Origin of the sequence: Pseudoselenomonas ruminis (genome assembly GCF_008271295.1) — a bacterium.
Classification (GTDB): Bacteria; Bacillota; Negativicutes; order Selenomonadales; family Selenomonadaceae; genus Selenomonas_A; species Selenomonas_A ruminis.
Genome location: NZ_VTOY01000021.1, coordinates 1 through 21,921, shown reverse-complemented (window position 1 = coordinate 21,921; position 21,921 = coordinate 1). Strand labels below are relative to the sequence as shown.

The window sequence follows — 21,921 nt, the reverse complement described above, 5'->3', positions numbered from 1 at the left end:
GTGAGATTTCATGTATTATAATTTGATTGCTGCTAGGGAAGATAGCACGGTGGTTTCGGAATATGTGAAGGAACCTCGTGCTGCTTATGCTACGTACCAATCAGAAGCAGAGCTGGAGGATAGATTTATTGCTTTGCTACAGGAAGAAGGATATACTTATCTGACATTTCAGAGTGAGGCGGAGATGATTGACAATCTCCGCCTACAGCTCTCTATTCTCAATGAGTATACCTTTACAGATTCCGAGTGGAAATGGTTCTTTCAGAACTGCATTTCCCCAAAAAATGAAGGAATTGTCGAAAAGACACGGCGCATCCAGACGGACTATATTCAAGTATTGAAACGTGATGATGGTTCCAGCAAGAATATTCGTCTAATTGACAAGACGAATATTTTTAACAATCGTCTGCAAGTTATTAATCAGTATACAGAGGAGAAAGGAAATCATGAGACCCGCTATGATGTGACAATTCTGGTCAATGGTCTTCCGCTCATCCATACAGAGCTTAAACGGCGTGGTGTAGAGATTCGTCAGGCATTTAACCAGATTAACCGCTATCAAAGAGATAGTTTCTGGGCTGGCTGCGGTCTCTATGAATATGTGCAGATATTTGTAATATCTAATGGTACTAACACGAAGTATTATTCCAATACGACGAGAATGAGCCACATCCGTGAAATGACAGTAAGCGGTCGTCGTAAAAGCAAGAAGACTAGCAATAGTTTTGAGTTCACATGTTTTTGGGCAGATGCAAATAACAATCTGATTCTCGACCTTATGGATTTTGCCAAGACATTCTTGGCAAAACATACTATCTTATCAGTTTTGACAAAGTATTGCGTATTTACCACGGAAGATATCCTTATGATTATGCGCCCATATCAGATTGCTGCTACAGAACGTATTATCTCGCGTATCAAGATTGCTACGAATTATAAGACATGGGGGAAGATTGAGGCTGGTGGGTATATTTGGCATACTACCGGTTCAGGTAAGACCTTGACATCGTTTAAGACAGCACAGTTAGTGTCAAAAATGGATGGCATTGATAAGGTCCTTTTTGTGGTAGACCGTAAAGATTTGGACTATCAGACGATGAAGGAGTATGACCGTTTCCAGAAGGGGGCAGCCAATGGCAATACTTCGACCAAAGTCTTGACTAAGCAGCTTGGTGATGCGTCTACTCATATCGTGGTTACGACAATTCAGAAATTGGCTGTTTTCATTAAGAAGAATGCGCAGCATCCAATTTATGGACAGCATGTAGTAATGATTTTTGATGAATGTCATCGCAGTCAGTTCGGAGATATGCACCGAGCCATAGTAAAGAAGTTTAAGAAGTATCATCTCTTTGGATTTACGGGAACGCCAATTTTTGCCCCTAATGCTTCATCGTCAGGAAAACCAGATGCTAAAACGACTCCACAGCTTTTTGGCGATAAACTTCATACCTATACTATTGTCAATGCCATCAATGATAAAAATGTATTGCCGTTCCGCATCGACTATATAAATACTATCAAAGAAAAAGAGGGTATTCAGGACAAGTCTGTCCATGCTATTGATCGGGAAGCAGCATTGGCAGCTCCAGAGCGAATTCGTGAGGTAACCAAATATATTTTAGAGCATTTTGACCAGAAAACGAAGCGGAATAGCGCTTATACATTAAAAGGACAAAGAGTTGCGGGATTTAACTCGATGTTTGCAGTTAGCTCTATTCCTGTCTGTATGAAATACTACTATGAATTCAAGAATCAGCTTGAAGCAACAGGCCGTCATCTTGTCGTTGCAACGATTTTTAGCTTTAGTGCTAATGAGGAAGAGCCGGGAGACGTATTGCCAGATGAGGACTTTGACACAGACCAGCTGGATAAGACTAGCCGTGATTTCCTTGATGAGGCTATAGAAGACTATAACGCGCAGTTTCAAACCAGCTTCTCTACAGATGGGGACAGCTTCCAGAACTATTATAAAGACTTATCCCAGCGGATGAAGAATCGTGAGATTGATTTGCTGATTGTAGTAAATATGTTCCTGACAGGCTTTGATGCTACGACCTTGAACACCTTATGGGTTGATAAGAACCTGAAGTATCATGGCCTTATTCAGGCGTTTTCTCGTACAAATCGTATATTGAACTCTGTAAAGACCTTTGGGAACATTGTATGTTTCCGTGACCTGTCAAAAGAAACAGATGATGCAATATCTCTTTTTGGTGATAAGGATGCAGAAAGTATTGTATTGTTGCGTGGTTTCCAAGATTACTACTCTGGATATGAGGATGAGAAAGGAAAATACCATAAAGGCTATACAGAGCTTGTCGAAGAACTTTTAAATAAATTCACAGTAGGTGAGCGTCCAGTTGGCGAAGGCGCGCAGAAGGAATTTATTCGTATTTTTGGTAGTATCTTACGGCTGAGGAACATACTGCTCTCCTTTGATGAATTTGCAAAAGAACTCGATACGTTGAGTGCCAGAGACTTGCAAGATTATCAGAGTATGTACCTAGATATTCACCATGAAATGAACAATCAGAAGAATGGCGAGAAAGAAAGCATCCATGAGGATGTAGTATTTGAATTGGAGCTTATCAGGCAGGTTGATATCAATATTGATTACATATTGATGTTGGTAGAAAAATACCATGAATCAAACTGTAAAGATAAGAGCATCATTGGTGCTATTGACCGTGCGATTAGTTCTAGCCCAGAGATGCGAAGCAAGAAAGAGCTGATTGATAGCTTCATCGCCACAGTCAATGTTCAGACTAATGTACATAATGACTGGAAAAAATTTGTTAATGAGCAGAAAAATAAGGACTTACATGATATTGTAGAGTCGGAAAATCTTAAACCAGAAGCTACAGAAGCGTTTATTCAAGAAATGTTCCGTGATGGTCAGCTAAAGACAACTGGTACGGATATTGATTCTATACTTCCACCTGTAAGGCGGTTTGGTGGAAGTGGGGGAAGATCCAAAAAGAAGGAAAATGTACTTGAAAAGCTGAGAAGTTTCTTTGAAAAATTTGTTGGATTAGTTGAGTGATTATATTGTATGATTGTAAGTTTGTATATAATTACTCAAAAGTTACACAATAAATATCAGGTGATAATATATGGTAAATGTAATTAAAAAAATTGTAATTGAAAATATAAAAGGTCGAAAAGAAATGAAGTTTGATAAATTTAATAATGGGGTTATTGCTAATTATGCTAATATATTAGTTGCACATAACGGATTTGGTAAAAGTACAATGTCTACTGCATTTGAGGCATTAAAAAACACTAGAATAAATTTGGATGAAAAAGATAGATTTTATAAAGACCCCAGTAAGGAACCTAGAATTACAGTCGAAATGGATGGTGAAAAGAAAGGGATATTTATTGCAAATGAATCGCGTAATGATTTTTATAAAAATAAAATTTATGTTAGTGTTATAAAATCACCAATTTATGCAAAAGATACCTCTAAGAGAATTGGAGGATTTAGTACTAAAAGTGCAGATATAAGAGTAAAGACAATAGAAGTATGCAAGGTAGTAAAAAGTGTAAAAATTGATTACTCTGTAAAGAAGTATGCACATTCTATTGACATAAAACATACAATGTTGATTAATTACAATAATTATTTTGACAATTTTTCATTTTGGGAAATGTTATCAGATAATATTGATACATTAGGAAAATCTAATGGTGTTAGGGTAAAAACAAAAATTAATCAATTTTTAAATAATCCTACACTGGAAAACGCTAAAAATGCATATGATAATGAAATTATATTTACAACAGCACATTTTATAAATAAATTAGAAAAGAATGGTTCGTTTGTAGAGTCAAAAGAATTGATATATAAGGTAGCGCAAATGTTTGATTTTTATAATTCCAATAAGGAGGCTATAAAAAAATACATAAAGTTCATGAAGTATAAAAAAATAAAAGATGATATAAATGAAGATTTGAAACTATTTGATACGACAAACAAAAATATAAAATGTGTAGAGAAAAAGGGAGTATTAGAGATAAATTTTGGAACAGCGAATGATATGTCTAATGGGGAACGTGATGTACTATCATTTATTGGTAATTTAAAAAAATATGAGTTAGATTTTAATTATAAATATGGAATATTGATAATTGATGAAGTATTTGATTATTTAGATGGTGCAAATATGTTGGCAGTTCAATTCTACCTTCAAAAATTTATTGATAGAGTAAAAGAAAGTGGTCGCATATTATTCCCAATCATATTAACACATTTAGATCCTGTTATGTTTAAAAACTATTATTTGAAGAAGCAAAGGGTTCATTATTTAGAGTCTGTACCTAGTCAAGAAGTTGATTCTACGCTACTACAGTTTTTGATTGATAGAAATATAAGGAAAAGTGATGAGGATATAGTCATTTTTGAAAAGGCATTTATTCATTACTATCCAGAAGAAGAATCTCTAGAAACTGAAGATGGATTAGTAAGTAAAAATGATTTTTATAAAGACTTAAAAGACAATATTGATAAGTGTTGTTTAAATAATGTATTTGATCCATTGAAGGTCGTTGCTGCAATACGTATCATAATTGAAAAATATCTATACGATAATTTTGATGAAAAATATAAAAAAGAAATCATAGAAATGCATAGAACTGACAAAAAAATAAGATTTGCTGAAGAAAATGGTGTTGATATTCCTTTTGAATTTTATTTATTAGCGCCGTTGTATAATGATTCACTCCATATAGATAAAAAAAATATGGAATTAAAAATTAAATCATGCTATTTAAAAATGTGTAATGGACAAGTTCAAAATATAATAAAGTCAATGATAGAACGTGTGGCATGATTGATTTAGCTTTTTGTACAGCACGGAAAATGGTTGATTTACTGAGGCCAGTTTCCATTGCTACTTGTTTGTAACTGTGCTTATCCTGTAAAATTAGGCGAACAGCTGTATCTTTTCGTTCTTGGGCAATGGGAGGTCGTCCTTCCCTAAAACCAGCTTTTGTTCTGGCAATGGCTTTCCCTGCCTGTGTCCTTTCCACAATCATATCCCGTTCAAACTCTGCAAAGGCCAGCAGTATGTGGAGCATGAGCCTGCCTTGTGGGCGCTCATCCACCTCTCCCATGTTGAGGATATTTACCCGGATGTTTCTATCTGTTAGATCCTTTATGAGATTGGCACCATCCATGGCAGACCTGGCCAACCTGTCTAATTTAGTAACCATCAACGTATCTCCGGCATTGAGGCGTGTCAGCAAGGCATCTAGTTGTGGCCGTTCCGTGGTTGTCCCGGTGTATTGTTCCTCTATGACTTCCTCACAGCCGCTATCCATGAGCTGCTGGCGTTGTTCTGCAAGACTGTTCCCTTTTACCTGTCCACGGGTAGATACACGGGCATATCCATAACGCATGATTTTTCCTCCAATTTATGACCATAAGTTTTGACAGCTCTATATGCCTTGATTCTATGCTCCCTGTCTGTAGGTGTCAATACTTGTAAGTTTTGGAACCAGCGGTTTTTATGCCGTTAGTTTTGAAAAAGATATACTATAATCAAATAGATAATCAAGGCAGGGAGAAAAATCCATATACTCAACATGAGCTTTATATGATATAATACAAAATAGAAATATCATTTTTCTATTTTGTTAGAAGGTGGTGAAAGTTTATGTTGTATGATTTCTTAGTAAAAGCATATGGGCAGGGAGAGCCAATTTTTCTAGCCGATGTATCATATAAGGATATGAAACCAGCAATGCTGCGACAGGCTATGTCAAGGCTTGTAGAAAAAGGCCAACTGCGCCGTTTTGATAAAGGCATATACTATATTCCAGACACCAGCATCTTTCCTACTGGTGCGCTTCTTTCCAGCGATAAGGTCATAGAGCGCAGATACCTGTCAGACAAGGGCCAAAGATGCGGCTATATTAGTGGCCAGAACTTTGCCAATCAGTTTGGCCTGACCACACAGGTGCCAATGTCTTGCACAGTAGTCTCCAACAAGGCAACTACCAAAGAACGCCGGATTAGGCTTGGGCAGCAGGAGATTATCCTGCGTCAGCCTCGCTGCACTATCACTAAGCAGAACTTTCTGGTGTTGCAAATCCTTGATTTGCTGGCAGATGTAGATAGGTATTCAGAGATAGAGCAAGCGGAAGCCCGTCAAAGATTTAAGGATTATTTTGGACGGGTAGCAATGAACTTTTCCAGCATGGAACAATATCTCAGCTATTATCCAGTAAAGATATTCAAGAATATGTATGAAATGGGGTTACTATATGGCGTATCTGCATGAAGAGGCCAATGTTTTTGCGGCTGTTATAACGCAAGCGGCGCAAAAACTGGGCGTGCCAGAGGCTATTGTTGAAAAGGACTACTATGTAACGATACTTTTGCGAGAACTTGCTATGCAACTTCCCTACATAGTTTTCAAGGGAGGAACCTCGCTTTCTAAGGCTCATAAAGTTATCAAACGTTTTTCTGAAGATATAGACCTTGCCTCAGATAGGAATCTTACTCAGGGCGAAAAGAAGAAGCTGAAAAACAGTATTGTTGAAGCTGCTGACAAGCTGGGACTGACCATCCAAAATCTTGAAGCGACACGAAGCCGCAGGCAGTTCAATCGCTATATCATGGCCTATCCAGCTAAGGGCTATCCATCAGCCATTATGCCATCCGTCATAGTAGAAACGCCGCTCATGGCTTTGGCCGAACCGGTGCAGAATATGCCCATAGAAAGCCTAGTTGCAGAGGCCATCAGGGATGAAGCTCCGGATCTGGTTAGTAAGTATGAGCTGCATCCCTTTGAAATGAAAGTGCAGAGCATTGCTAGGACTTTCGTAGACAAGATATTTGCCGTTTGTGACTATTATCTCGAAGGCCAGACAGAAAGACACTCCCGGCATCTGTACGATATAACCAAGCTCCTGCCCCTAGTACCGCAGGATGATATTTTTAAGCGTCTTGTAGCAGATGTGCGCAAAGTTAGGCAGTCTATGAGTAATTGCCCTTCTGCGGATATGACGATAAACATTCCTGATTTGTTGCATGAGATTATAGCCAAGGAAGCCTATCGCCATGACTATGAGAAGCTCACACGCAATCTGCTGGGCGAGCCAATGACCTATGATGAAGCAATCATAGCATTGAAGAAAATTGCCAGCGGTAGTATGTTTTGATATTTTATTGTGATATAATGCAGGTAAGATTGATTTGCATATTTTCCATGTGGCTGCGTAGTTGGCGCTATGTGGCCTCCGGGCAAGGGGCTGCTCCTTCGGGAGTGGCCTTTTTGTGTGTTGAAAATTAGTATATTTCGAAAAAGGTATACTGTAATCAAAATACCTCATCATTCAATCTTTTCCATAGTAGTGCGCTTTTGGGAAAGATGTTTGCGTATTCTTGGATCTGTTCAATGTCCAGTTGGTTGATATTTTTACGGTAGTGGCGCAAGATTTCCTTGTAGTAATCATAGGGCAGCTTATCCTTGTAGCGTAAAAGCTCTATGAGCATACGTTCCTTATTATAGATATGGATGGTTGTCCCTTCCTGCATCTGCTCAACTTGTCCCAGTCTAAATATATTGTCAGCTACGAACATCTGTCGGATGCGGGTATCTCGGAGACGTGCCGATTTGGCGGGAGTGGCAATGTGATATAGGTCTGGGATGTCAGTTGTCAGGCCATGATAGTAAAATGCACTTTCCATAGTGAATATGGCCTTGGAGTACTTCTTTTGTATAATGGCCAATTCTGACACATGGGGTGTGGTGGAATATATACCTCGCTCAATGCGGAAAAGGCGTTTGTTATGGAGAGCTTGGCTAATTTGATAGGCATTGGCGAACTGTAATACACAGTCAGCATAGTCAAGCAACATCTGAAACACATCCTTTTAATTAAGTAATTGTCGGGAAAGTATATAATTTTACCGATAATTACTTAAATTATACGATTAGTAGCAAAGCAAACGCAAAAAATACGTTTGCTTTTGCGTTTGATCAGAAAACGAAATTGTGCAACAGGTGCTTGCACAATTTTTAATTTGATTTAGGTTTACTTTTTTCTAAGCTCTGATATATATTCTTTGACCTTCATGTACTCATATTCAGTGAGTTTGAAGGATCTGGTCTTTTTCTCATCCAGTATGCCAACAGTTTTAGGCCGTCCGGCGCCCAAGCGTTTGCCGCCTCGTCCGTTGGCCTTCTTGCGTATTATCTCGGCGACCATTTGATACTTGGCAGGAATTTTATCAATGCGATTATAGCTTTTCTTCTGGCTCAACTCACCGATGGCAATATCAAATCCGTTACTCCATATTAGAACGCCGTCCACTCTACCATAGGCAGTCTGAACAATGTCTTTTTTCTTATTGGCAGGAACAATCGTCAAGTCCTTGATGTCACCTGCTGTATAATGCCCGTTTCTCATACGTTTTTCTCCTTATATAATACTGCTTTGATTTAAGTATACCATATTCTAAAAAAGGATACAAGTTACGTGGAACATAACTTAATATTGAAAAATGGTGATTTTATGATAGCATTGTATGTGAGTAGAGATACTCCCCGGCCATTACGGGCAGAATATGATGGACTTTGATGTATGGCCTCCGTAGGCGACGGGGCTTAAATTTAGAATATCGTCTACTTGTGAGAGTGGAAGGTAGCTAAGTGTTGCTTTCCGCTCTTTTAGTTCATATAAATCTTGCTGGAGAATACTATTAGCCAAAATCTAAAATCGCATATCGGAAAAATTCATGCTATGATATAATAAAAGTAGGATATTCCCTACTTTCCCTAGATAAGGAGGTTTTTGTTATGATGGCTGTAAATGTTCCAGATACGTTCATTGATAATGCAAAGGTTATGGCTAAAGGGCAGGTTACCATACCTAAGGATGTTCGCACTGTTCTTGGCCTTGATAATGGAAGCAGGGTTACATTTATTGTTGAGCATGGTTCTGTACGAATGGTAAATTCTGCGGTATATGCTATGCAGATGATTCAGGCAGAAATGGCAGGCGAAGGTGAAAAGGCCGGCATTGCATCTGAGGATGATGTCAATGACATCGTAAGAGAAATTCGCAGTGAGGGCGAGTGACCATGCGTATACTGATAGATACAAATATATTGATATCTTCAATTATTGGGCATGGAACCCCTTTCAAAGCATACGTTAAGGCGGTATCATATCCTAATCGCGGGGTAATTTGTACGCAAAACGTTGATGAGCTACGGCGGATATTTAATCGTAAATTTCCTAAAAAGATTGAGGCAATGGAAAAATTTTTGTCTCTGGCCATGCAGTCCGTGGAATTAGTTCAAATTCCTGAAGAGGAAGTTGAGCAAGAAAAAAAGATTCGTGATGTAAATGATCGCGCGATTATGCGTGCTGCAGTAGCGGCCAAGGTTGATGTAGTATTGACTGGAGATAAGGATTTCCTTGAATCTGGAATCGTTAATCCTAAAATATTGAATGCAACCGATTTTTTAGAACAGTAATATATGATATGGGCTAGCTTTTGTTAATCTGCTGGTTGGTTTACGGTATTTGGCAACGTCTTTCGAGGCGTTGCTTTTTTGTACTTGCAAGATTGTGTTATTTTTTGATGCCTGACGTTGATAAACTTGTAATAGTAAGGGAAATCAGTATGATTGGTCTAATTGTCAAATTTTTAATGTTAATTTAATTGACTTCAAAGATGGGTGGGGATAGAATATATATAAATTTATATAAGGTTTGATATAAATTTATATATAAAAGATAGGAGGGCTTAAGTTGGCAAACAGGTTATTTAAGACGGAGCCACAAGTAGACATGTATATCAATGAGAAGACGAAGAATAAAAGCGCTACTGTGGCACAAATCTGTAACAATGGCATCTATTATGGGTATTTGCCTCAGTTTTCTATGGTATTAAAGACAGAGGCACATGCCTTGTTGCAGCTGGAAAATGTTGGGCAGAAGGAAATAAGGCAGTCATTGTACAGAGGGGTGGACTGGCTGGGGGATTATCATATCAAGAAGTCGGACATATTGCAGTATATACTTTCTCATTATACTGGGACTATTTTTGATAGGCCGGAAATGAGAGAGGATAATAGAGCTAATGCCACGATGGAGATTATGCGGGATGCTTATTATAGGCTAAAGGATTTATGTCCAGAGGAACCTATATATGAAACCATAGACCCGGTTTCACTGTCAGAGCAAATTCTGTCATGTTGGAGCAAGGTTTATGATGAGAAAATCATGTACAAGGTAATAAGTCTGGCTATTTACCTTTCTGAAAACAATAGGGAGTTCTCCAGAGGCGAGGCCGTAGACATCTTGAAGGAGATTGAAAATGAGGTTATCCGGGAGCATATTTCTCAGGAGAAACTTAATGCAGATAAAGCCAAGGAAGCAAAATTGCTGGAAAAACTATGCTGGCTTTTGGATAAGGCACAGCATGGCATCCAGATTGAGAAGGTTTATTCTATGGGTGGCGTGGTCAATGTTGAGCTTTCCGATTCATCAAAAAACTTTAAGATAAATAGTTATGATGGTTTTTATGATTTGCTGGATATGTTGTGTGACAATGTCAATCGTAGAGATTTGATAGGTGCCAATAATAGGGAGGTTGCAGAATGAAGCGTTTATCTTTATCTGATTTGAAGGCTAAACAGGCTGAACTTGCTAGGAAAATTGCAGCAGCAGAGGAAAAGGAGAAAAGTCTGATTGGAGCATATATGCAGGAGCTTACGGGAGAATGTGAGCTTGCTGGTGTTAAAAGCTGGTTGGAAGAACATGCCATTATTGATGATGAAGTGAAGGGAGGAAAGAAGAATGACGGAAACGGACAACTGCATAGAGAAACTGCAATGGCTCTTTGATAAGCAGAACCATGAGCAGCAGGTGGAAGGTATTTCATGGTGTTGTAATCATGAGGTTATGGTGAAACTATCAGACCCGAATAAGAATTTCAAAGTAACCCGGTATTTAGGTGTGGCTGACTTTTTAGAGCAGATATGTAAAGGCGTAGAAGAGGCAAGTAGTTGGAATTATGGAGGCTAATTAACCTAGAGAAAAATTGCAGCTATGCTGCAATTTTTCTTCACACCCCTGCAACCGCTTCGCGGTCGCCAGCCCTTACAGGGCTTGGCCTGGGGGCGTTTACGATTTGTAAACGTATGTAATACAAAATGAAGGAGTTACAGCCTGTAAAGCCTTGTATGGCAAGGCTTTAGGCTGTTTACGCAGATTGGAGGGCAAAAAGTGGCAAATGATAGATGCGTTTCGCTTCGAGTGACGGAAGAACAATTTGATATGTTGCAGAAAGAGGCCAAGGCTAGGAAGGTAACGGTGTCTACGCTGGTACGGGAATTGCTTTTTCCTTCCGTCAATGCGGATGCGTTTCAATCCTTCAAGAATGAGGTGTTTTCGGCCAATAAGGAAATGATGGCGCTCCTGATGGAGCTTACGAAGCATGTTCGTTTTTCTTCATCGGTATCGGCTAACCTATTCAGTTACCAGAGGCCGGAGGCCGTTGATAAGTTACAGAAGATTCATGATGGTATCTTTAATGAGGTGGTGGCTGCTCATGACTGATGAAGTAAAGAAAAAATTGATGCTGCGTTTTGTGCTGCCTCTGGTGATTATGCTGGGGCTGTACTACGCAGGTGCAGTGCTTTATAATCAGCGCGGCTCCCTAGCGGAGCCGCGTTTTTGGAGTATGGTGAAATATGCTTTTGTCACTTATGCTGGCTGGCTAAACATTGATTTGGGAAGGTGGATGTTTGCCCTGCCTATGGAATGGCAAACGCCCGGAGCGGAAGTTTTGAAGGTTCCGGCCATGCAGTATGTGGCTGTCGTTGATAAGTATGCAGATTCTTGGGTGTACCGGGTGTTCCCTGTTTATGCAGTTTTATCATGGATTGGTGCCATGGGATTTTTGATTATGGGCAGGAGCGGAACGGCCAATATTCACGCCGAGAAGAAGCTAAAAGATGATGATTATGTTCGCGGGGCAAGGCTGGTAAGTTCTAAAAAGCTGGTAGAGGATAGTCGTAAATGGGTAAAGGATGTTATCTGTACTTTGCCCACTACCGCGGGTGATCTATTGATTTCGGATAAAAGGTGTCGGGGGCATATCTTTGTTATGGGTGCCACGGGAACGGGTAAATCACAAGTTCTCTTGAATGTTATTGGCGGCATCAGGGCGCGCAACAAGGGCATCAAGATTATTTATGCTGACCGTAAAGGCGAGTTTTTCAGCAAGTTTGGCAAGGTGGGGAAAGATATTTTATTCAACCCCTTTGATCGCCGGACGGTACATTGGAGCCTGTTCAATGAGGTGAATTTCCCCCAGCGTGGTACGTTTGATAATATACCTGCTGACCTTCAGATGATGGCCAAGATTCTTTTTCCCACCAAGGGCAAGCGGGAAACGCTGTGGGATGATGCAGCGGCAAGAATTTTTATGTCGGCTATGTGTTGGTGCTTTTTGAACAACAAAGCCACCATGCAGGATTTGTATGAGTTCAATAATAAGCCGCTTAAAGAGATAGCGGCAGCCTTTCAGACTTTGCCGCCGGGCCTGCGGACGGGGTACAGTATTATCCAAGACCCTACATCTAAAACGGCCATGTCGGCCATGATGAACTATACCACTACCATGCAAGACCTTGTTTGTTTGAACGGTATAGAGGGCAGCTGGTCGGTGGTGGACTGGATAAATGATCCCCATGATGATTCCTCTTTGTTCCTTAGCAGCGCAGGGAAGAATGATGCAGCCTTTGCCAAGTTGATTACTTTGCTGATTGATTTCTGTGGCCGGGAGGTGCATCAGTTCCCGGATGATGGCAGCCATACCACGCGAGTTATGTTTGTTTTTGACGAGCTGGCAGCCCTTCCCCGGCTGTCTACTTTGGAATATCTGCTGACACAGGCACGGTCAAAGGGTGTTTCCGTGGTGCTGGCTACGCAGTCCTTTGAGCAGGTGGTAGAAACCTATGGACGAGAAGCAGCACACGCTATTTTTGCCAATACAAAGACAAAGTTTGTCTTTGCTATGCCTGACCCGACGGATGCAGAGTATCTTTCCAAGTCTTACGGAACGCAGGAAGTATACCGCCGGGAGCAGGGCAAAAATGCAAGTTCGGCGGGGATTTTCGGCAAAGGGGACGATAGGCAAGGCACCAATGAGAGCCGGAAGCTCATGCAGGACACGCTTTTTTTGCCCAGCCAGATAGAACGGCAAGCAACGGGGCAGGCCATTGTTTCCTTCCCGGACTTTGAGGGGGAAATTGCACAGGTGCAGTTCTTGGAGGCTGACCGTTATAAGACCGTCAACCGGGAATTTGAGGATATGGAAGCGGAAATGATTGCTGGCCGGGCGCTTTCCGTAATTCATAAGGAAAAGGAGCCGGAGCTGGAGCCTGTTACGGATGATGAGCCGGATGAAGCTATGGAGCCAGACGAGGACACGCTTATTTATTGATAAGGGGGTAGGTTTATGTTAAGTGTGGCAACTGTTTCCCCTGCTATGGGTGGAAATTACTATACCAAGGCCGAGGAGAACTATTATACCCGTGACCAGACCGCGCAGGATTATTGGCGGGGTTCTCTATGTGAGGAAGCGGGATTGACTTCCGGGCAGCAGGTTCAGGCCGAGCAGTTTCAGCTCATGCTCAATAATTCTGGATCAGAGAAGTGCGCGGCCTATGATTTAACCTTTTCAGCACCGAAATCTGTCTCCATTATGTCGGAAACGGGTAATTCTGCCCAACATGCGGATATGTTGGCCGCGCATCAGGCGGCGGTAAAGGCTACGTTGGAGCAAATCGAACGGCGGGAGATAGGGGCGCGGATTACTAGCGGTGGTATTACGGAACACGTTCACACGGGCAAGATGGTTTGTGCCTGTTTTGAGCATAATATCAGCCGGGAGGTTGACCCGCAGCTGCATACCCATTGTGTCATCATGAACAGGACAGAGTATCAAGGCAAGGATTATGCCGTGGATGGCCAGCCCCTTTACCATATTCAGAAGGTGTATGGCACAGAATACCGTGCCCGTCTGGCCACGGAGCTGCAAGAGCGGGGCTATGCCGTGGAAATTACCGATGCAGAAAAGGGCTTTTTTGAGCTGTCCGGCTTCAAGCCGGAAACCATACAGCATTTTTCCAAGCGTAGGCAGCAGATAGAGAGGGCATTGCAGGAGACCGGGGAAAGCGGGGCAAAGGCAGCCCAAGAGGTCACTATTGAGACCCGGCGAGCCAAGGAGCACTTAAATATAGAGGAACTTCGCACCGCTTGGAAGCAGGAGCGGGAAGCCTTGCAGGATTTGCCGGAAAAAATGCCGGAGGTAAAGGCACCTTCGGCAGCAACACGGTTAATGGCATACGGTGAAGCCCGGAAGGCCATGGAGCTTCGGGAATTTGCATGGACGAAGGAAGAAATGGTAAATACGGTATTGTCCTATGGTGTTACCACGGGGATGACGAGAGCCGAGGCCGAAAATCTCATTGATTATGACAGGCAGCTATTGTCTGCCCATCTAAAGGGCAAAGACTTGGGAAAGGTCTATCTGACCACACAGGCAAACATTGACCGGGAACAGAAAATCTTTGCCAGTATTGAGCGGGGGAAAGGCCGGGGGCTGGGTATCCAGCATAGCAAGGCCACGCATACCTTACAGGAAGTTTGCCGGGAAAATGGCTTTAAGCTGCATCCGCAGCAGCAGAGTATGGTTTTCCATGTGGCAGAATCCAAGGACAGGATTTTGGGTGTGGAAGGGCTGGCTGGTGTCGGCAAGTCCTTTTCCTTGAATGTCTGCCGTGAGGTGCTGGAGCGCAACGGCTTTGAAGTCCGGGGCATGAGTGCCAGCGGACAGGCGGCGCAGGAATTGGCTGCCGATGCTCATTTGGAAGGGATGACCACAGATGGCGCGGCCAGATGCGGGACAATTCACCGTATCTTGAATGAGGCCGAGAAACAGGCGGGCAATGCTATTAAGGGGGAGGATTATTCCCAAAAGACTTCATGGAACTTTGATGGCCTGCAAAAATCGGCCAAGCCTACGGTATGGTTTATGGACGAGGCTTCACTTACGGACAATAATACGCTTTCCTATGTAGTGGAAATGGTAGAGCGGCGCGGGGATAAGCTGGTCATGGTGGGTGATCCATCGCAGCTGCAGCCGGTTGGCACCGGGGCTGCTTTTACCGAGGCTATCCGGGAGGGGAGACTGTCTTCCATTAAACTGGACAATATCCAAAGGCAGAAGGATGAGCGGCTTTTGGCTTCGGTCAAGGAGGCCGTGCTGGGCAAGGTTAATAATTCACTGGATCTGATTGCCAAGGATACGCGGGAAATTAAGACGGGCAAGGCACGGCTAAAGGCCATTGTGAAGGACTATTTGAAGTTGTCGCCGGAGGAACAGCGAAAAACGGTTGTCCTATCAGCTAAAAACGCAGATAGGACGGCATTAAACCGGCAAATCCGGGAAGGGCTGGTAAAAAATGGCCAGCTGGATAAAGGCAAGGTGTTTCAGGTAGAAGCTGACAAGGGCAAGCCAACTGTGGCGCGGGAGTTTGCAGCTGGCGACAAAATCGTATTTTTGCAAAATGATTTGAAGCTTGGCGTGATGAACGGCACGAAAGGCGTTATTAAGGGCATTGAGGGGGAGCGTTTTACGGTTGATTGCGGAGAGGGAAAGCTGGTGCAGTTTGACCTTGGGCAATATCGCTGGATTGAGCATGGTTATTGTTTAACAACATTCAAGTCGCAGGGGATGACCGTAAAACGTGCGCTTATCAATATGAGTTCCAAGGACATGCTGCTGAATAGCCGGAACGCTTATTATGTAGATTTGTCCAGAGCCAAGCTGGAATCCAAGCTGTATATTGACAGCCGGGAGAAGCTGGAGCCGCAGATTTCCAAGTTTGCCCAGAAGCTGACCTCCAAGGATTTTACCTTTGATAAGGAGACAGGCCGTTTTCAAAAGGCAGCAGGAAAGGGGCTACCTGCTTTGGAGGGGATGGGGAGCCGGGCAGTATTTTCCCCGGCCAAGAGTTTGCAAATGGCTGGGGAACTGGCGGGGCTTGTTCCCGTGGTGGGAAAGCCTTTGCAGATGGCCATGTCATTATCCGGCAAAGCCGTTTCCTTGGCGGGCATTGGTGCCAAGAAACTGGAACGTGGTATATCGGATCTATCAAAGGCTGCTAAAATGGCTCATCATGGGTTGCAGGAGACAATAAGGCAAGTCCAACAGGATAAGCAAAGCGAAAAGGTGGCAAGCAAGCAAAAAGGTGCAGAATTGGAAATTTAGATTTTAGTATTGTATATCGTGTATATATGTTCTATACAGTTTTTCCGTATAGATTGTATATACACGCTGTACGTGATTCGCTATATAAATAAAGGGGTGGTGTGATTTTAGAATAAAATTGCTGATTTACTTTATGTTTTTGATGATGATTTGTGATATTTAAGTGATAACACACACTAAGTCGGTTTGTGTGTGTTATCACTTAAATATATTTTGAAAAAAGTATATCAAAATCAAAAAGAGTGATATAGCAAGGTAGAGAAGACCCAATTCAGTAAAGTGTATATGTATAGATTGTATATACGATATATACGGGAAAAGCGTATAGAATGTATATACAATCTATACGCTTAAACTCAGTAATTATAATGGGATTTAGATTTTTAATCTAAATTGGTGATTTGCATTTAGTTTTCGAGGCAGGATGATAATACCTGCCTTTTTTGATTGCACAAAATAGGAGCCATCATGCTTGTGATGGCTCGTCAATTCATTTTATGGCATCCTGCTTCCATTCTTCATCCCAGCGAAGGTAGAAAAGCAAAAATGGATCAAGGATATAGAGCGTGCTGTTTTGCCATTCCAAGGTGTCCAAAGCTGGTACAGATGATTTGATGATGCTTTCGCTGTGCTTGACCACGTTGGCCAGGTTCATGCCATTAGGGGCAGCCTCACCATCTGCAAGGATTTCTGTCATGCGTTCATGTATTTCAGAGGCCGTCAGCTTCATCATTGGCGGGTCTATGCTTAGGCTAAGCAGGAACAGACCGTATGTATCGCAATGTCGCCCGTCTTTTAGGTGGTATTCCTTGCGGCGGCTTCTTCCCTTGGCCGGTCCTTCGCACATACGCTGCACATTTTCTTTGTAATGCTGGTAGGCTTCTACGGTATCGCCAAAGGCTCTATGTACTGCATCCATAGAAACTTCTTCGTGTTCTTCTTTTATGCGTATGGCCAGATTATAGCAGTTTTCCTGCATAAGCTGGGGAGACAGAGCACTTTCCCGTACTATATGTGCTATCTGCTCATCAGGTACGGGGATTTTCAGTAAATCAAATCCCTTGCGGGCTATCTGCTCCAGTTCTTCTTTTGTCCAAGGAAGAAGGTTGATGAATACCGTGCGGCCTATGAGGTCGGGATTTCGTTTGATGGCATCATCAGCACGGTGAGGTAGGGTTAAGAGGATAACCTTTAGGCCATTGAATAGCTCTGCCTTTAGGATTCTGGACAAGTAAAGCTGTGTTTCGAGGTTGATGTAATGGAAATCATCAATTACGAGAACAAAATCCCCTGCTATGAGGGCTTTCAGCACCAAGGTATTGTTTCTCATGATTTTTTGGGTGATGGTTTCCCCCTGATTGGTGCCTTTGCTGAATTCCCCGGACAAGGTTGCTGTTATCATAGCCCAAATGGAGGTTTTGCCATTAGCTGCAACCTTACCGCTTTTATTTTCTTGGGAGGAGTATGCCATGGAAAGTTCATCAGGGATGCGCAGGTTTTCGGCGATTTGCTGCCAGAAGTCTTCCACAGAGTTTATCTGTGCGCCGCTTAGTTCTATAAGTTTGTCTTCCGGCACTACCTTACGATAAAGGACGGTCTTTCCTGTTTTGGAGCCACCTGAAATGGCTATCAGGCTGCCTACTTTTTGCAGGGCACGTTTTAGTTTTGTCTCGTAAGTGGTTCCACGCTTCTCTTGTCTATTGATATACGTGTATGACGGCATGGTATTAGGGCGAAAAACCTCTGCAACTTGATATTTTTTCATATTTCCCCTCCTCACGTTGTATTTATACATATATTATAGCATTTCTTATGTTTTATTCAATAAAAATGGTGCTGATGTGTATTTTTATATATGTAGGTGATTATGGCGTTCCCCTTCGGGTCGGGCTTTCGTGAATGGAGCCAGCTTGGCTGTCTCCACCCTTCGGGCTTCAATCCCTAACGCGGGAGGTCGTTGCCCTTGGCAGCGCAAGGCAGGCGGGAGACCTTGCGCTTTACGTTGGTAGCCGGACGGGGCCGGGGGAAGGTTTCGTTTGCGCCCATCCAGCTCGTAGGCCAGGAGCTGGATGGGCTTAGTTACTTTTGATTGCGCCGCGATCAGCAGGCGGCACAATCATGGTAGCTTTCCCTGTGCGGGAAAGCCAAAAGCATCTAAATCTATCTTTTTTTTGCCGGGGGCAAGCCTATCACACCCTCCTTCCGTCCGCAAGGCCAAGCCGCTTCGCGGTGCTGCGCAGTCTTGCGGATTCCCTCCGGGCGCGATACCTTCCGGCCATCAAAAAAAAGAAAAACGCAGCAGGGGGTTCGGAAAAACCGCCTCGGAAGGAGAATGTGTCATGAAAAAGGATATTAAAGAGGAACTTGTAAAGCTCATCACGGAGAAAATCGCTACTGATAAGCGGTTGCCATGGGACAAGGGGCTGCTGAATGGTGAGTTTTTCCCCATAAACTTCAAGACTTGCAAGCGTTACCGGGGAATAAACCTGCTTTTGCTTATGTTCCTTGGTGGAGGCACGCAGGAATATATGACCTTCAATCAGGCGCAGGAGGCCGGGGGACATATAAAGAAGGGAGCTAAGGCATTGCCTATTGTTTATTGGAATGTATGGAACAAGAAGGAGCACAGGCCAGCGGAGTCGGGGGATGATGAAGATGATATTTATGGTTTTTTGAAGAAGTTCAGCGTTTTTGAGGTCGGGGAACAGGTGGAGGGCGTGAAGCCTCGCCGAGAATTCAAGACCCGCGAAAATCCCCATAATACTAAGGTGGAAGATTTTATAAAGGCTTTTGCTAAGGCCACGAAGTTGCAGGTGAATCAGGTAAGCCGTCATGGAACCGCATTTTATAGGCTGGAGGAACATGCCGTATATACTGCCCCGGTTGAGGAATACAAGACCACAGAGAGCTGGGCTGCTACGATTTTGCATGAATGCGTACACAGCACCGCAGAAGCTATGGGGCGTGAGCTGGGGGATGGCTTTGGTTCCGTGAAGTATAGCAAGGAGGAAGTGGTGGCAGAGTTTGGAGCTGCGCTTCTTTGCCGGGAGTTTGGCATCATGGAGCAGGAAGACAACACGGCAGCTTATTTGCAGAGCTGGAGCCAGAAGTTACAGGAAAATCCTGATTGGCTTATCAATGGAGCAAACGCCGCACAGAAAGCGGTTGATTATATGTTTGAAATGGCCGGATATATTCCGCAAGGGGAGGAGCTGGAAGAGGGAGAAGGGGAATAATATAAAAATATGAGGAGGCGGCTGCGGATGCAGCTGCCTCCTCATATTGTCTGACAATTAGCGGAAAAATGCCGGCGACTTGTGTCGCTGGCCGCGACACAAGTCGCCCCGCTTGCGCGGGGAGAATGGTGGTCATTGGGGTGTATTTGGAGAAATATTGCTTCTTTTGAGTGGGATTTACTTAGAAAATTAAAAGTATAAAATATCCTTATCAATAAAGGGGCCAAGCGTATAGAATGTATATACAGTATATACATTCTATACGCTTAATGATGCTTGTAATCGCTTATAAGCCCATGTTATCATATAAGATAACATGGGCTTATGCGAGTTTATATATTTTGTCATCTTCTATCAAAGGGGAAATTCTGATGAGTAAAGCAAGTGTTAGCGGTTCGGACATCCGTGATCGTTTAATGCAGGATAAAGAATATCAAAATGAATATGAACGCCTGAAACCACGATATGAGATTATTGCACAGTTTATAAATGCTAGACAAGAGCAGAACATCACACAGGCCGAAATGGCGGAACGCATGGGGACGAAGAAGTCTAATATCAGCCGTTTTGAAAGTGGCTCATATAATCCTTCTCTGGATTTTTTGGTAAAGGCAGCAGCATCACTGGGGAAAAGAATAGAATGTTCTCTTCGTTGATTTTTGCCCTTTGGGTCAAGACATACTTGGGAGATTAAACATATGGAAATCCCTTATATTTCATGGGTATTCGCGTATAGCTTGTATATACAGTATATACAAGCTATACGCGAATTTTGTTTTGGTCAGTAAAAAAAACATGTCCAAGGACAACTTTTTTTACTGATTCAGCATGGTAGCTTAGAATGGTAATAAAATAGTAGGTGGCTAATAGAAAGCCACCTACTATTTTTTAAACTAAAAACTTTCAACATCCTTATAATATAAAGCTGTAAATGTATAGCTTGTATATACGTTCTATACATTTTGTTGGCATGTTATAGGTCTTCTTTTATGCTGTTGGGGTCGATGTTGAATTTAGTGAATTGATTGATCAGGGGCGCATTCCTTTTCAGCTGCATCTTCATTGCATGAACGACTAATTCCGTTAAGGTAACTTGTTTAAGGGAAGCCAAGGCGGCACATTGTTCTTTTACGTCTCTTGGAAGTCGGAAGTTGGTGGAAACTGTGGCGGTGGTAATTTTCTTCTTACGTTGTGCTTCAGTCTGGGTAACACGGTTGCCAGCAATAGAGGCTACACCAGTTTTGCGCTCATTGGAAGAGGCTTCTTCGGCTATTCGTTCCAGTCGCGATTTTGGTTTGCGCTCGAAGTCTTTTTCTGATTTACGCATTTTTCTCATCCTCCAAGTATTCTTCCACCCAAGCTGCATAGTCTTTGGCTACATCGCTATTTTTTGCATAGGTAAACAGGTCTACCATTTTTGTTTGTGCTTCGGCAATGGCAATGCCACGGCGTATAGTAGTCCTATACAACTTGGTATCTATTTTGTAGGCAATTTTCTCCAAGTCGTTACGCATAGCCTTTGAGAGAACGGCACGAGAATTATAAAGAGTAATTAGGATGCCTGCTATTTGTAAATCTTTATTGGTGTAAGACCAGACATCCTTGACACTGTTATAAAGCTGCTCTATACCATCCAAGGAGAAACTTTCTGCTGTGGTGGGAATGATAAGCTGATCGGAGGCCGTCAAGGCGTTGGTGGTGGCCAGCGCCAGTTCAGGCGGCGTGTCTATGATGCAATAATCATAGTCATCCTTTATATCGAAGAGACTTTCCAATAGGCGATATTCACGGCCGGTCTTATTGGCCAGAGCATCGTTGATTTTATTTAATTCCAAACTGCCGGGGATTATATCACATATAGGAGTTGATTGAACAGCTTCGGAAGCGCGACCCTTTCGGAGCAGTACATCCAAAATGGTCAAACCCTTTACATCAGCATTGACATTTGAGGATAAGTTGCACTGTGAATCCAAATCTATCATCAAAACGCGAAAATTTTTTTTCTTCAAATATGAAGCCATAGAGGCCGTAGTCGTCGTTTTACCTATTCCACCCTTGCGATTTGCAATAGTGATTACTTTGTTCATAGAACCTCATCTCCTTCAAACCCTTGTAATTACAGTATATCACGGTACAGCATGTATATACAAGCTATACGTTTTTGCCGTATAGAACGTATATACATGCTATACGCTAAAACTGTATAGAACGTATATACAGTATATACGTTTAAAAGTGTATAGAATCCCTGTATTACAAATGTCTTACGGGCTTTTTTGGATTGACGGAAGTTTTGCTGTGTGCTAAACTGTTTTCAGATAAATAAAGTACCGGAAGCAATAAAAAAAATCGTTCCGTACGCCAATACGGAACGATTTTG

General features: G+C 42.5%; 21 protein-coding genes. 15 read left to right on the top strand and 6 right to left on the bottom strand.

Annotated features, from left to right (window positions below):
• The first annotated feature begins 10 nt into the window (after positions 1 to 10).
• Both FZ040_RS13210 and FZ040_RS13205 read left to right on the top strand, forming a co-directional pair.
• Positions 11 to 3,046 (top strand): type I restriction endonuclease subunit R, encoded by a 3,036-nt coding sequence (locus tag FZ040_RS13210; RefSeq protein ID WP_149172432.1) that lies wholly within the window; start codon positions 11 to 13, stop codon positions 3,044 to 3,046.
• Between the two features lie 70 nt (positions 3,047 to 3,116).
• Positions 3,117 to 4,835: a hypothetical protein gene (locus FZ040_RS13205; protein ID WP_149172431.1), complete on the top strand. Its 1,719-nt coding sequence runs from the start codon at positions 3,117 to 3,119 to the stop codon at positions 4,833 to 4,835.
• Here the strand turns inward: FZ040_RS13205 and FZ040_RS13200 are convergent.
• Entirely contained in the window at positions 4,759 to 5,403 is a 645-nt protein-coding gene (locus FZ040_RS13200; RefSeq protein ID WP_149172430.1) for a recombinase family protein, read from the bottom strand. The two genes, FZ040_RS13205 and FZ040_RS13200, sit on opposite strands and share 77 nt — an antisense overlap.
• 257 nt (positions 5,404 to 5,660) lie before the next feature.
• Here FZ040_RS13200 and FZ040_RS13195 point away from each other — a divergent pair, with 257 nt between their 5' ends.
• Together FZ040_RS13195 and FZ040_RS13190 are read left to right on the top strand one after the other, a co-directional pair.
• Positions 5,661 to 6,287 carry a DUF6088 family protein gene (locus FZ040_RS13195; RefSeq protein WP_149172429.1) on the top strand — a complete coding sequence of 209 codons (627 nt, stop codon included), beginning with the start codon at positions 5,661 to 5,663 and terminating at the stop codon, positions 6,285 to 6,287.
• On the top strand, positions 6,271 to 7,170 hold the full coding sequence (locus FZ040_RS13190) for a nucleotidyl transferase AbiEii/AbiGii toxin family protein (protein WP_187620354.1): 900 nt from the start codon (positions 6,271 to 6,273) through the stop codon (positions 7,168 to 7,170). The genes FZ040_RS13195 and FZ040_RS13190 overlap by 17 nt, the downstream gene beginning before the upstream one ends.
• A 157-nt stretch (positions 7,171 to 7,327) precedes the next feature.
• On the opposite strand, the gene FZ040_RS13185 is transcribed toward FZ040_RS13190, so the two are convergent.
• Both FZ040_RS13185 and FZ040_RS13180 read right to left on the bottom strand, forming a co-directional pair.
• Positions 7,328 to 7,870 carry a type IV toxin-antitoxin system AbiEi family antitoxin domain-containing protein gene (locus FZ040_RS13185; protein WP_149172427.1) on the bottom strand — a complete coding sequence of 181 codons (543 nt, stop codon included), beginning with the start codon at positions 7,868 to 7,870 and terminating at the stop codon, positions 7,328 to 7,330.
• A gap of 176 nt (positions 7,871 to 8,046) precedes the next feature.
• Complete coding sequence (locus FZ040_RS13180; protein WP_149172426.1) at positions 8,047 to 8,421, bottom strand: hypothetical protein; 375 nt, start codon at positions 8,419 to 8,421, stop codon at positions 8,047 to 8,049.
• A gap of 389 nt (positions 8,422 to 8,810) precedes the next feature.
• Here FZ040_RS13180 and FZ040_RS13175 point away from each other — a divergent pair, with 389 nt between their 5' ends.
• From FZ040_RS13175 to mobF, 8 genes are all read left to right on the top strand, one after another.
• Complete coding sequence (locus FZ040_RS13175; RefSeq protein ID WP_255448901.1) at positions 8,811 to 9,092, top strand: AbrB/MazE/SpoVT family DNA-binding domain-containing protein; 282 nt, start codon at positions 8,811 to 8,813, stop codon at positions 9,090 to 9,092.
• A gap of 2 nt (positions 9,093 to 9,094) precedes the next feature.
• Positions 9,095 to 9,493 (top strand): putative toxin-antitoxin system toxin component, PIN family, encoded by a 399-nt coding sequence (locus tag FZ040_RS13170; RefSeq protein WP_149172425.1) that lies wholly within the window; start codon positions 9,095 to 9,097, stop codon positions 9,491 to 9,493.
• Between the two features lie 277 nt (positions 9,494 to 9,770).
• Complete coding sequence (locus FZ040_RS13165; protein WP_149172424.1) at positions 9,771 to 10,625, top strand: hypothetical protein; 855 nt, start codon at positions 9,771 to 9,773, stop codon at positions 10,623 to 10,625.
• On the top strand, positions 10,622 to 10,867 hold the full coding sequence (locus FZ040_RS13160; protein ID WP_149172423.1) for a hypothetical protein: 246 nt from the start codon (positions 10,622 to 10,624) through the stop codon (positions 10,865 to 10,867). Before FZ040_RS13165 ends, FZ040_RS13160 begins: the two co-directional genes overlap by 4 nt.
• Positions 10,821 to 11,048 (top strand): hypothetical protein, encoded by a 228-nt coding sequence (locus tag FZ040_RS13155; protein WP_149172422.1) that lies wholly within the window; start codon positions 10,821 to 10,823, stop codon positions 11,046 to 11,048. The genes FZ040_RS13160 and FZ040_RS13155 overlap by 47 nt, the downstream gene beginning before the upstream one ends.
• A 201-nt stretch (positions 11,049 to 11,249) precedes the next feature.
• Positions 11,250 to 11,582 carry a hypothetical protein gene (locus FZ040_RS14055; RefSeq protein ID WP_187620353.1) on the top strand — a complete coding sequence of 111 codons (333 nt, stop codon included), beginning with the start codon at positions 11,250 to 11,252 and terminating at the stop codon, positions 11,580 to 11,582.
• Positions 11,575 to 13,473 carry a type IV secretion system DNA-binding domain-containing protein gene (locus tag FZ040_RS13150; protein WP_187620352.1) on the top strand — a complete coding sequence of 633 codons (1,899 nt, stop codon included), beginning with the start codon at positions 11,575 to 11,577 and terminating at the stop codon, positions 13,471 to 13,473. The genes FZ040_RS14055 and FZ040_RS13150 overlap by 8 nt, the downstream gene beginning before the upstream one ends.
• A gap of 15 nt (positions 13,474 to 13,488) precedes the next feature.
• Positions 13,489 to 16,305, top strand: a complete 2,817-nt coding sequence (gene mobF, locus FZ040_RS13145) for a MobF family relaxase (protein WP_149172420.1) — start codon at positions 13,489 to 13,491, stop codon at positions 16,303 to 16,305.
• 490 nt (positions 16,306 to 16,795) lie between these two features.
• Here mobF and FZ040_RS13140 read toward each other — a convergent pair whose 3' ends face one another.
• Positions 16,796 to 18,070, bottom strand: a complete 1,275-nt coding sequence (locus FZ040_RS13140) for a hypothetical protein (protein ID WP_187620351.1) — start codon at positions 18,068 to 18,070, stop codon at positions 16,796 to 16,798.
• Positions 18,071 to 18,268: 198 nt separating this feature from the next.
• On the opposite strand from FZ040_RS13140, the gene FZ040_RS14280 reads away from it, so the two are divergent.
• The 3 genes from FZ040_RS14280 (at position 18,269) to FZ040_RS13125 (ending at position 20,197) form a co-directional block, all read left to right on the top strand.
• On the top strand, positions 18,269 to 18,394 hold the full coding sequence (locus tag FZ040_RS14280; RefSeq protein WP_255448900.1) for a hypothetical protein: 126 nt from the start codon (positions 18,269 to 18,271) through the stop codon (positions 18,392 to 18,394).
• A 250-nt stretch (positions 18,395 to 18,644) separates the two neighbouring features.
• Positions 18,645 to 19,541: an ArdC-like ssDNA-binding domain-containing protein gene (locus tag FZ040_RS13130; protein WP_187620350.1), complete on the top strand. Its 897-nt coding sequence runs from the start codon at positions 18,645 to 18,647 to the stop codon at positions 19,539 to 19,541.
• 371 nt (positions 19,542 to 19,912) lie between these two features.
• Positions 19,913 to 20,197, top strand: a complete 285-nt coding sequence (locus FZ040_RS13125; protein WP_149172418.1) for a helix-turn-helix domain-containing protein — start codon at positions 19,913 to 19,915, stop codon at positions 20,195 to 20,197.
• Between the two features lie 317 nt (positions 20,198 to 20,514).
• Here FZ040_RS13125 and FZ040_RS13120 read toward each other — a convergent pair whose 3' ends face one another.
• Together FZ040_RS13120 and FZ040_RS13115 are read right to left on the bottom strand one after the other, a co-directional pair.
• The gene (locus FZ040_RS13120) at positions 20,515 to 20,868 is read right to left on the bottom strand and encodes a hypothetical protein (RefSeq protein WP_149172417.1); all 354 of its coding nucleotides are present in this window, start codon (positions 20,866 to 20,868) and stop codon (positions 20,515 to 20,517) included.
• Positions 20,861 to 21,628 carry a ParA family protein gene (locus FZ040_RS13115; RefSeq protein WP_255448899.1) on the bottom strand — a complete coding sequence of 256 codons (768 nt, stop codon included), beginning with the start codon at positions 21,626 to 21,628 and terminating at the stop codon, positions 20,861 to 20,863. Before FZ040_RS13115 ends, FZ040_RS13120 begins: the two co-directional genes overlap by 8 nt.
• Positions 21,629 to 21,921: the final 293 nt, after the last annotated feature.

What these genes read in the sequence shown, in the direction of transcription:
- mobF (WP_149172420.1), top strand. Translation starts at nt 13,489, where the DNA reads ATGTTAAGTGTGGCAACTGTTTCCCCTGCTATGGGTGGAAATTACTAT.
- FZ040_RS13140 (WP_187620351.1), bottom strand. Translation starts at nt 18,070, where the DNA reads ATGAAAAAATATCAAGTTGCAGAGGTTTTTCGCCCTAATACCATGCCG.
- FZ040_RS13170 (WP_149172425.1), top strand. Translation starts at nt 9,095, where the DNA reads ATGCGTATACTGATAGATACAAATATATTGATATCTTCAATTATTGGG.
- FZ040_RS13200 (WP_149172430.1), bottom strand. Translation starts at nt 5,403, where the DNA reads ATGCGTTATGGATATGCCCGTGTATCTACCCGTGGACAGGTAAAAGGG.
- FZ040_RS13115 (WP_255448899.1), bottom strand. Translation starts at nt 21,628, where the DNA reads ATGAACAAAGTAATCACTATTGCAAATCGCAAGGGTGGAATAGGTAAA.
- FZ040_RS13175 (WP_255448901.1), top strand. Translation starts at nt 8,811, where the DNA reads ATGATGGCTGTAAATGTTCCAGATACGTTCATTGATAATGCAAAGGTT.
- FZ040_RS13190 (WP_187620354.1), top strand. Translation starts at nt 6,271, where the DNA reads ATGGCGTATCTGCATGAAGAGGCCAATGTTTTTGCGGCTGTTATAACG.
- FZ040_RS13210 (WP_149172432.1), top strand. Translation starts at nt 11, where the DNA reads ATGTATTATAATTTGATTGCTGCTAGGGAAGATAGCACGGTGGTTTCG.
- FZ040_RS13155 (WP_149172422.1), top strand. Translation starts at nt 10,821, where the DNA reads ATGACGGAAACGGACAACTGCATAGAGAAACTGCAATGGCTCTTTGAT.
- FZ040_RS13125 (WP_149172418.1), top strand. Translation starts at nt 19,913, where the DNA reads ATGAGTAAAGCAAGTGTTAGCGGTTCGGACATCCGTGATCGTTTAATG.
- FZ040_RS13180 (WP_149172426.1), bottom strand. Translation starts at nt 8,421, where the DNA reads ATGAGAAACGGGCATTATACAGCAGGTGACATCAAGGACTTGACGATT.
- FZ040_RS13120 (WP_149172417.1), bottom strand. Translation starts at nt 20,868, where the DNA reads ATGCGTAAATCAGAAAAAGACTTCGAGCGCAAACCAAAATCGCGACTG.
- FZ040_RS13160 (WP_149172423.1), top strand. Translation starts at nt 10,622, where the DNA reads ATGAAGCGTTTATCTTTATCTGATTTGAAGGCTAAACAGGCTGAACTT.
- FZ040_RS13195 (WP_149172429.1), top strand. Translation starts at nt 5,661, where the DNA reads ATGTTGTATGATTTCTTAGTAAAAGCATATGGGCAGGGAGAGCCAATT.
- FZ040_RS13130 (WP_187620350.1), top strand. Translation starts at nt 18,645, where the DNA reads ATGAAAAAGGATATTAAAGAGGAACTTGTAAAGCTCATCACGGAGAAA.
- FZ040_RS13185 (WP_149172427.1), bottom strand. Translation starts at nt 7,870, where the DNA reads ATGTTGCTTGACTATGCTGACTGTGTATTACAGTTCGCCAATGCCTAT.
- FZ040_RS13205 (WP_149172431.1), top strand. Translation starts at nt 3,117, where the DNA reads ATGGTAAATGTAATTAAAAAAATTGTAATTGAAAATATAAAAGGTCGA.
- FZ040_RS13150 (WP_187620352.1), top strand. Translation starts at nt 11,575, where the DNA reads ATGACTGATGAAGTAAAGAAAAAATTGATGCTGCGTTTTGTGCTGCCT.